Genomic DNA, 9,434 nt, shown 5'->3' on the forward strand with positions numbered 1-9,434 from the left:
GGAGAAGATAATGAACTGTAAAACATAGGGTTAGGGATTCGCCCCTCCCCTTACTCTTTTACTTGCTTACATAAAATAATAATTGAATAAAACATTTGGATTATGAAAAAGGAAGCATTTTTGCTGTTGACGTCAGAGGAAGGTATGAAGCACAGGAGTCAGAGACCGATAGAGCCAGAAGCTGCGTTTGGACAGATGAAGGCAGGCATGCATTACAAGCGATTCAGGCATTTCGGAAAGGACAGTTTTGCGCAGTTTTGTTATCGATAAAACAAGAAAAGTAAAGCTTCTATACAATATAATAAGATTCCCCTTGTAAAGAAAGACTACGATTCAACTAAAATATACAGAAAGACACACAAAAAAGGGTGCGTCACAGGCTTATGACACACCCTCATTGAGGTCTAATGATGCGCATCGTTAGATGTTAATGATGCGCATCGTTAAGTCGTGTAGATTTTCGACAAGTTATGTTCTTGAAAATCTGCAAATTTCAGCAAACTACTAGTAGTCCGAATATAGCTTATTTTATTCCATTATCAAAATGATTATGGAGGCACAAAGCAGTAAGACTCCTGTGCCTTGTGTATGTTTCACTTTATTGCAATGGAAAGTCTTTTTGCCCGATTGTAACTACCTTTACTTATTGCAGTCGATTTTCTTAATCCCTTTCCATAGCAATATAAAATAGACAATAAAACTCACGATATCAGGTAAAATGTCTTCCGCAAAATATTGCCAGTCATCTGTATATTTTATGAATTTACATAAAAATAAACTTTTACAGACTATGCACCAAACTAAAATTATAGAAATGGTAAACCAGTATCCTTTTAAGAACATTTTTTTCATAATTATGCTTTAATTGAAAGATTATCTATTCGTTTAAAGAGTCATTCATGAGTTATTTTATATATACTCTCCCAGAGAAATATAAGATAAGCTATTAAACTAACAAAATCTGGAAATATAGACATAAAGAATATTCCATTGCTTGTACTTTTACTTTGTGACCCTAAGGATATCAGTAAAAGTAAGCTTTTGTTTAAAATGCACCAAAAAAGAACTATAGCCACAATTAGCCAATAATATTTTTTTAAAGATTTTTTCATAATTATCTCTTTGACTTGAAAAGTATAGCGCTAGATATATTTAAATTCGGAAGGTTGACAGAACTATCTATAATCGGTCCTTTTGTTCTTTTTAAAAGGTTATTCCAAAATGATTTCCCTTGCGAATCTATCGGACTTCTATGGCGTGTCGCAAAATCAGAATCATTTGATTTTTCTCTAATATGATAGTCTGCATTTTGTATATCTCCAGGAGAACTCACAAAAGGAGTTTTATTTATGACCCAATCATCTGAATTTTGATAATCTACGGTTTTTACGTTTGGGGATGCATTGGTTGTAATATCTGCAGCTTGAAAAGGGTTAATATGTACAATTTCTTCTACACTATACCCATGACCTATAAGATAACTTGCAATACCTTCAGCAAATGCTGCTCCCATACTATGAGTTACAAATTTGAATGTTTCTCCTTGTTTTAAACCAGATACTATTTTTTTTATATTATCTTCGGCATATCTGTAACCAGCGCTAATACGGCTTTTTGCACTTGATAAAGGTTTATAATCTTTATCTGTAAAAAAGATTTCTTTATCATTCCAGTATTTTATGGCACCTTGGATAAATGGAGACTTTCTTCCATTCCAGTATTGTTCTCCTGCAGGAGGTGAACCAAAGCCTATTTTCCCATTTACAAAGACAATTTTATTTCCATCAGGTTCAACAAACTTTATCGGTTTACCAACACAGTAAACATATCCACTAATGCTTGGATATTTCTCTGTAAAAGCATCCACTCCATACCACAGTGATGACACAGGATTCATATACCTCGCCCCATAATAATACAGTCCAGTTTCCTGGTCTAATTCCTTACCATTGAACTTATACGGCATATCCTCAGATGAAGTATGTTCATCCATCAGCAACTCTCCGTATGGCAGGTAGGCATCATGCTGGGTGATGTTACCTCTGTCGTCCGTAATGTAAGACGTACTGCCAAGGTGATCACTGTGATAGAAGAAAGTTTCCTCTTTTGTAGTGTCATTAGGGATGTAGCCATAACCAGCCTGCGGGTCATCAGGGTTACTCGGATCATTCCAGCTTACAGGTGGACCAGGGTTAGTATTCGGTGTGGTGTTAGGGCGTGGAGTCTGAATCCAACCCTGTGGCACATCATGGTTGCCGAGTGTGTCAATGATACGTCCATTCCTGTTGTGTCAAGGCTCTAGAGGGTATACTTATACCTCACTAATATAATATCTGGGGTATGTGTATAATTATCTTTTCTTATTAACTTCAAAGTATCAGCATTATCTGTCATAGCAGAATACTCTAGTTCTGTAGATAATCCATAATCTGATAGCAGCTTAGCACCTATTTTTGTTTTTACAAATTTATATTGTACTTTAGATAATTTGTATATAGAAGTGAACAAAACGTCATTACTATCAACTAATAACTTGACATATTTATTATCATTTTTTTTATAGATTCTCCCTACATAAACATCTTTCTCTTTACTTATACATATCACTGTTCCTTTAGACGAATCATCAGCTTTAATAATACGCCAATACCCTTCTATCTTGAAATGGTCAATATATCTATTACAACAAGTGAAGATAAAAACTATTGCAAAGATTGATAATATCTTATACCTCATAACTGAATTAAACCTTATTTCCGCAACACTATAATTTAATATTTTTTATAAGCACCTGAGCAACAATAAGTTGTTCAGGATTTTGCCATGTCAGAAATTTCACTTATCTTAGTGTTGCTTTAAAAAACAAATAAAACTCTGAATGACATGGCAAAAATACAAATAAAATCCGAGAAACTCACTCCTTTTGGAGGATTTTTTCTATTATGGAGCAATTTGATGCTCTTTTAGCTCAAACCATAGATTCCACCTTGGGATTGAGGTGCACACTGTATGGCTATCAGTACAGTGAAATCCTGCGTTCTCTGATGTGCGTATATCTCCGTGGCGGCAAGGACGCATCTTCGATGAAATGAACGTAACTTCTACAAGGACATCATGCAGAGATTGCGGACCCATGAATTTGGATTGCGTGCCACCAGCAGGATCAAGACCTTTGTGTTCAAGTTCATCTCTGTTCCAGCAAAATGGATTAAGACGTCACGTAGGCACGTATTGAACATTTATTCAGACAACAGGACTTATGCCAACCTGTTCAAAACAGACTTTGGTTAAAGACCATGCTTTTCTGGTTAAACCGGCGTATTACCTCAAGTCGCTTTATGGGGTAAGGGGATTTTGTGTCTGCGACATTTCTGTTGTGAAAGGAATATGTACAATAAAATGAATTTTGTCGCTTTGCTAGCAAAATCCCACTAAACCCTATAGATTGCGGATTTGAGGATAAACTTATTTGATTTTGTCTATATAAAGCAATAACAGTATAAAAACTTTTTATTAAGAGTGTCTATAACAACCGTTTCTATATTGTCACCTTTCCATATTGTCTTATAGAAACCTGCACCGTTATTAATAAATTTACCAAACTCACTATTTCTAATTGTGTCGTACTTTTTATTGCAATTAAAAGATTTAAGATGCGATTTCTCAGACATATTCCTTATATAGTTCATATCTAAAATATTATAAACTTCTACCCTGAAGCCATTACCATTAAAGTCATTCCAATATTCATGTTTTTGTAGAAAGCACACACTATTATTGAGAGAAAAATTAAGAAGATTCTCTGCTCTTTTTAGAGATGCTCTCTCACAGGCGATGAAAATAAAACATAAAATAAATAAAGTAAGATGTCTCATAAATCTATCTTTTTGAATATCCATATCTAATTTTAAAATCCTTAGCCTCTGAAGGGGAAACTGTTTCTACAGCTCTTGTTATAAGTTCATTTTTAACACTTCTTTCACCCCAAGGTTTCGAGTCAAAATCATAATGATCAAAGAAGCCTATTATATTACCTTTAGAATTATAATATAAGGTTGCAGTACCGAAAGCTTTATCGTATTCAGAACTTGAATAAAAGCTAACAGCTCTTTTACTACCATGACCTACAACATTTCCACTAGGGGCATCTAAAAGAGTGACAGGCGTCTGATTGGAAGACTTGGGAGCATTCTCTTTTACATAAAGTAAAATACCAGCAAATCTTTCCCCTGATAATTCAACATCTCCATTTCCTTTCCAATAATTTTCAAATAAATTTTTACTAAACTCGGAACCAGCTCTTTTTCTTATATTATTTCCTACAAACCCTAAATCCATTCTTTCTTCGGGTTTAGGGCTTTCCCGTTCGACTTTGAAAATATCACCAACTTTTAAATTCAAAATGCCGTTCTCATTTATAGAATATCCCTGCTCATTCAACATTTTAGTTGAGATCTCGGCAGATGTATTAAGATACTTAGCCAATGTCCATGCATTATCTCCTTTTTCTGCTATCAGATTTCCATTAACATCTTCTCCCCATTTACCATTTGGATCAATAAAATGAACAGGATTATTAAAAGTATATACATAAGTTGAAATAAAAGGGGATTTTTCCTGCATCGGATCCACTCCATACCACAAACTCGTTACAGGGTTCATATACCTTGCCCCGTAATAGTATAACCCTGTCTCTTGGTCGAGTTCCTTACCATTGAACTTATACGGTATATCCTCACTACTACTATGTTCATCCACGAGTAGTTCGCCATAAGGCAAGTACGCATCAAATTGGGTGATATTGGCTTTCGCATCGGTAATGTATGATGTAGAGCCGAGGTGATCGGAGTGATAAAAGAAGATGTCCTCAACGTTGGTTGTGTCGGCAGGGACAAAACCATAACCCGGCTGCGCATTATCGGGATCTTCGGGCTTGTTCCATTGGATGGGTGGACCAGGAACATCTCCCTTGTCGTTGAACTTCGGCCGTTGCACCCAACCTTCGGGCACACTGTGGTCGCCCAGTTCTCCGATGATGGTGTTGTAGCCATAACCCGTGTTGTCGGGATCGGCCGTTGCACCCTTCATCGTAGGAACACCGGGCGGTGTGCCTAAGGACTTGTAATACTCCTCACGCTGCTTTTCTATCTGCATCATGCGGGCGGCATAGTCTTTCTGACCTGCCGTGATGTTGTTGCCGCTGATGCCATAGACATTACTGAACTTGCCTACACCGAGTTTACTTGCCACGCGTTTATCGCCAATGAAGTAGTGCTTGGTGAAGCGGTTCTTCGTGACAGTAATGAACGGAGCGGGATAAATGGTGTAATCCTCTGTCTCATGGAAGGAGATTCCCTGCGGAGCGCCATTGATATATACGCCCTCCAGATCACCGTGGCTCTTGACGATTCGCTCGCCTGCGGCATTGTAGGTATAACGGCTGGTCTTGCCGTTGTCAGACAGTACCATCAGTCTGTTGTCCTCATCCCAGTACATCCTGCGCTCGGTATTGAGGCTGTCATTCTCCACCAATATCGGATTGCCGTTGGCATCATAGGTGTAATGGCCGTGGCCGACCTGCGTAGGGGCAGTAGGATGGCAGTCGTCCTCATACCTGTATGTGAAGTCGTAAGACTGTGCCGTTCTTGTGGAATCCACCTTCTGCACCTTGGTAAGCGGCTCGCTCATGCGTCCGAAGGTCATCGCCATCTCATACGATGCACTCTTTGCCTTGCCGTTTGCCGTTATCAGACGGTTTAGTTCGTCATAGGTATAGGTATGGCTGAAGGCACCGCCCAGCTGGGACTTGCCGCCAGCCTTCGCAGGGTCTATGACATTGGTGATGCCCAGGATATTATCCACAGCATCATACTGGTACCTGTTCTCCATCACAGTCTGACCGTCCGCTGTAAGGTTCATCACCTGCAGACGCTCACGCTGCTTGTCGTAGGTATAGGTAGTCTCCGTGCCATTACCGAGTTTCGTATAGACCGTATGACCCTCCTTGTCGTAACCTATCCTGTCAACTATAACGCTCTGACGTCCCTGTTTATTGCTCGTCAAGTGTTTAGAGAGCTACAGTAACATCACTCCATAACTCTATCTTTTTATCGATTACTCACTAACATAATCAACATTATTACGTGGAAAACCTTCCTTTATAACATATCCTTTTTCAATATTTTTATTTTCATACGATACCATAATGCATCTCCCATCTTTAGCATAGAATTTCCATCTTCCTATTCTGCTAAAAGTCCCCTTGTCTCTTTTTACAAAGCCTTCTTCTGCTATATCATTATTTGTATAATAGTTTTGTACAAAATAGATAGAATCTGTATCAGATACGCTAAACTCCTTAAATTGCTTTAACTTATTCTGGGGTATTATTCTTAACACCTGTCTCATTTTCTTTTGCTTTTCCATTTTACTTATCTCCAAGAAAAGACTCTTTCTAATAATATTTAAGGTATCTAAGTCTAAGTCTTTACTCCATTTTCTTAATAATGGAGAATAGGTATAGAATGATGAACCATAATAGAAAGATAAACGGAAATCGCCGATTCCTACACAGGAGTATCTAAAAGAAAGATTCTTATATATGAGACCTCCACCCAAATCATATCCCTTTATTCCTATCGAGTCTAAGGATAGAGGATAGGTATGTCGTTCCATATTGTATTTTTCTATCTTAGCGATTAGTTCATCTCCATGACTGTAGTATGAATTAAGCATAAAGCTATCATAAGCTGTTTTGCCAATGAAAAAAGCTAAGATAGATAACAAACAAATAATTATAATTTTCTTTTTCATTTTTTGTTGTTTGATACAATAAAGTTAAACTTATCTATACTTGGTACATATTTAATGGTCTTTTCTAAATTATTAATTTTTATATCCATAATTCTGGCATCCGGATTAAACTTCAAAAAGATATTTCCAGTATTATTTCGATTAAATTTATCTATTAGGTTCATTACATCAGCCTTTGTATTCTCGTTAGGTTGATAATAAGCATTCATTACATACTCTGAGAACTCTGCAGCTACGTTAAGCTTCCATTTGTCAGATGTATGGGCAAAGGTCCTGGTACGACTGGCTCTCTCATCAACTGATGCATGTAAAAGATGATTTTTATAAGTGTTTCTTTGATCATCAAGTTTATGGAAATACTCATGTTGTAATGTATTCATTAAGTTATATTTATTATCTAACCATCTATCTACAGTTCCATCTGAATTAGAAGGTTGTAGCCAGATCCCTTTGTCACTATAATCATAGCTTCTGAATCTGATTCATACGTTCAGCATAGTCCTGCTGACCAGCTGTTACGTATGAGCCGTTACGCCCATAGACGTTATTGAACAGACCCGTTCCTATCCTTGATGCTATGCGCTTATCACAGATAAAGTAATGCTTCGTAAAGCGATTCTTATTGATGCTGATTATCGAAGCAGGGGAGAGCGTGAAGTTATCCGTCTCGTGGAAGGTAATACCCTGCGGAGCACCATTGATATACACACCCTCCATCGTACCATAACTCTTCATGATACGTTCACCGGCAGCGTTGTAAGTGTAACGACTCGTCTTTCCATTATCAGAGAGTACCATCAGGCGGTTATCCTCATCCCAATACATCTCACGAGTAGTATTCGTAGAGTCATTTGTTACCAGTGTAGGATTACCATTGGCATCGTATGTGTAATGATCGTTACCAATCTGCGTTGGAGCTGTCGGATGGTTGCTGTCCTCGTATTTATAAGCGAAGTTATAACTCTTGGCTGTGTTCGTAGAGTCTACCTTCTGGATCTTCGTCAGCGGCTCGCTCATCCTGCCGAAGGTCATTGCCATGTCGTAACTGGCGTTCTTCGCCTTGCCTGTAGCATGAATCAGTCGGTTTAACGCCTCATAGATATAAATGCGTATTGGTCTTTCTCCAAGAGTAGTTTCTTTACCTTGTACTTGACTTTGGTTCTTCTTCATTTTTTAGTTTCCCTGTGGAATCTGTCTGATAATATTTGACACCATACACTCTTCCCATTCCCATGTGCAAGACTCTATATCGAGTGTCGGGTGCCAATACGGCACGCTTTGGATTATTTACAACCGTATCAATGTTAGGAAAGCATGCCTCCACTTGATATTTCGAAGAAATATTATTTAGATCAAGTGTGTCAATTCCTTTTTCTTTCTTTTTTTCTTTTAACTCTATATCATAGGAATAAAATAATTCTTTTTCGCCATCAGGCTCAATATAAAAACTTAACATATCATACACGTAGAAAGTCTGTTTCTCTTCGTCAAACGTGAAATCATGATTGTCGCATGCACAAAGTGTAAACACTATTGTTACCAATATTATTCTATTTTTTATTGCTTGTCTGTTTTTTGAATTCATTCCACCATTTATTGATTTGTTCGATTTTGTCTTTCTCCTTCAGTTTGTCATTCTTAAACAAATTCTCGACAGATGCTTTGAAGTGTGTCTTAACGAAGCCGCGGAAAGCGTTATATATTTTAGTCCCTTGCTCAGCCTCTATTTCGCGAAGAGCATCGTCGTGGTTGCCAGCCTTAATATAACCTGCTATTGTTTTAAGCAAATATATTGTCAGACCCTAATCGCGCGCAATCTGCTTAGTGTGTCCCACCTCGTGCGAGAATTGGCGGAACCAGAGGTCATAATCCTGCCCACCTTTGCTATTATCAAGATAATATGGCGACACAAGGATTCGTGCATTATTGGGAGAGCCGCCAATTGTAATGCAATTGCCTTCGGGTTGAGAAATGAATTCTTCAAGCCTTGCATTCTTCACATACGTAATGGGAACGTTCGCTACCAAAGACAATAAGTGAGCGGCTGATTCCGTAAAGGTATAGTATGTTACTTCATGGGGTATCCCCATTAACGTATTGGCGGAGCCTACTGCTTGGTACAGAACAACGGTTTCGACATGTTTTACAACAATGCCCTTAGGGAACATTCCCATAACATCGATATTCGCAATTGGACTCCCGTTACAATATGTATACGAACTTACCGACACATACTTTTCTGTTAAATTATCCACCCCATACCACAAACTTATGATTGGGTCCATGTATCTTGCACCATAATAGTACAAGTCTGTCTCGTCATCGAACTGTTTGCCGTTGAACTTATACGGCAGTTCTTCACTGCTGCTATGTTCATCAACCAACAGTTCACCGTATGGCAGGTAGGCATCGAACTGGGTGATGTTGGCATGATCATCTGTAATGTAAGACGTGCTACCGAGGTGGTCACTGTAATAGAAGAAGGTCTCTTCTTTCGTAGTGTCGTTGGCAATGTAACCATATCCCGGCTGGGCATTGTCAGGACTCTCCGGTTCACTCCATTGGATAGGAGGACCTGGGACATCACCTTTGCCGTTGAACTTCGGATGCTGTATCCAGCC

General features: G+C 38.3%; 6 protein-coding genes and 5 pseudogenes. 3 read left to right on the forward strand and 8 right to left on the reverse strand.

Going from position 1 to position 9,434, the window contains the following annotated elements; all coding sequences use genetic code 11:
* Window positions 1-123: 123 nt before the first annotated feature.
* A pseudogene (locus DW917_RS15425) lies at window positions 124-243 on the forward strand (transposase); the annotation flags it as partial.
* 1,537 nt (window positions 244-1,780) lie between these two features.
* Here the strand turns inward: DW917_RS15425 and DW917_RS15440 are convergent.
* Window positions 1,781-2,272, reverse strand: a pseudogene (locus DW917_RS15440) (RHS repeat domain-containing protein); the annotation flags it as partial.
* A gap of 26 nt (window positions 2,273-2,298) precedes the next feature.
* Window positions 2,299-2,736: a hypothetical protein gene (locus DW917_RS15445; protein WP_118120156.1), complete on the reverse strand. Its 438-nt coding sequence runs from the start codon at window positions 2,734-2,736 to the stop codon at window positions 2,299-2,301.
* Window positions 2,737-2,883: 147 nt separating this feature from the next.
* Between DW917_RS15445 and DW917_RS17845 the strand changes: the two are divergent.
* Window positions 2,884-3,068: pseudogene (locus DW917_RS17845) on the forward strand (IS1380 family transposase); the annotation flags it as partial.
* A gap of 28 nt (window positions 3,069-3,096) precedes the next feature.
* A pseudogene (locus tag DW917_RS17850) lies at window positions 3,097-3,291 on the forward strand (IS1380 family transposase); the annotation flags it as partial.
* A 588-nt stretch (window positions 3,292-3,879) separates the two neighbouring features.
* On the opposite strand, the gene DW917_RS15460 reads toward DW917_RS17850, so the two are convergent.
* From DW917_RS15460 to DW917_RS15485, 6 genes and pseudogenes are all read right to left on the reverse strand, one after another.
* Entirely contained in the window at window positions 3,880-5,709 is a 1,830-nt protein-coding gene (locus DW917_RS15460; protein ID WP_233524777.1) for an RHS repeat domain-containing protein, read from the reverse strand.
* Window positions 5,710-6,114: 405 nt separating this feature from the next.
* Window positions 6,115-6,813 carry a hypothetical protein gene (locus DW917_RS15465; RefSeq protein WP_118120159.1) on the reverse strand — a complete coding sequence of 233 codons (699 nt, stop codon included), beginning with the start codon at window positions 6,811-6,813 and terminating at the stop codon, window positions 6,115-6,117.
* On the reverse strand, window positions 6,810-7,295 hold the full coding sequence (locus DW917_RS15470; RefSeq protein WP_118120161.1) for a hypothetical protein: 486 nt from the start codon (window positions 7,293-7,295) through the stop codon (window positions 6,810-6,812). Before DW917_RS15470 ends, DW917_RS15465 begins: the two co-directional genes overlap by 4 nt.
* Window positions 7,282-7,983, reverse strand: a pseudogene (locus DW917_RS15475) (RHS repeat-associated core domain-containing protein); the annotation flags it as partial. The gene DW917_RS15470 and the pseudogene DW917_RS15475, both read right to left, overlap by 14 nt.
* Entirely contained in the window at window positions 7,952-8,398 is a 447-nt protein-coding gene (locus tag DW917_RS15480; protein WP_118120163.1) for a hypothetical protein, read from the reverse strand. The pseudogene DW917_RS15475 and the gene DW917_RS15480, both read right to left, overlap by 32 nt.
* A gap of 217 nt (window positions 8,399-8,615) precedes the next feature.
* Window positions 8,616-9,434, reverse strand: an 819-nt coding sequence (locus tag DW917_RS15485; RefSeq protein ID WP_233524776.1) for an RHS repeat domain-containing protein, incomplete at its 5' end; no start/stop codon positions are given.

Origin of the sequence: Prevotella sp. AM42-24, assembly GCF_003461825.1 — a bacterium.
Lineage (GTDB): Bacteria > Bacteroidota > Bacteroidia > Bacteroidales > Bacteroidaceae > Prevotella > Prevotella hominis.

Coding starts and splice junctions, on each gene's coding strand:
- DW917_RS15445 (WP_118120156.1), bottom strand. CDS start 2,736: ATGAGGTATAAGATATTATCAATCTTTGCAATAGTTTTTATCTTCACT.
- DW917_RS15460 (WP_233524777.1), bottom strand. CDS start 5,709: ATGGCGATGACCTTCGGACGCATGAGCGAGCCGCTTACCAAGGTGCAG.
- DW917_RS15465 (WP_118120159.1), bottom strand. CDS start 6,813: ATGAAAAAGAAAATTATAATTATTTGTTTGTTATCTATCTTAGCTTTT.
- DW917_RS15480 (WP_118120163.1), bottom strand. CDS start 8,398: ATGAATTCAAAAAACAGACAAGCAATAAAAAATAGAATAATATTGGTA.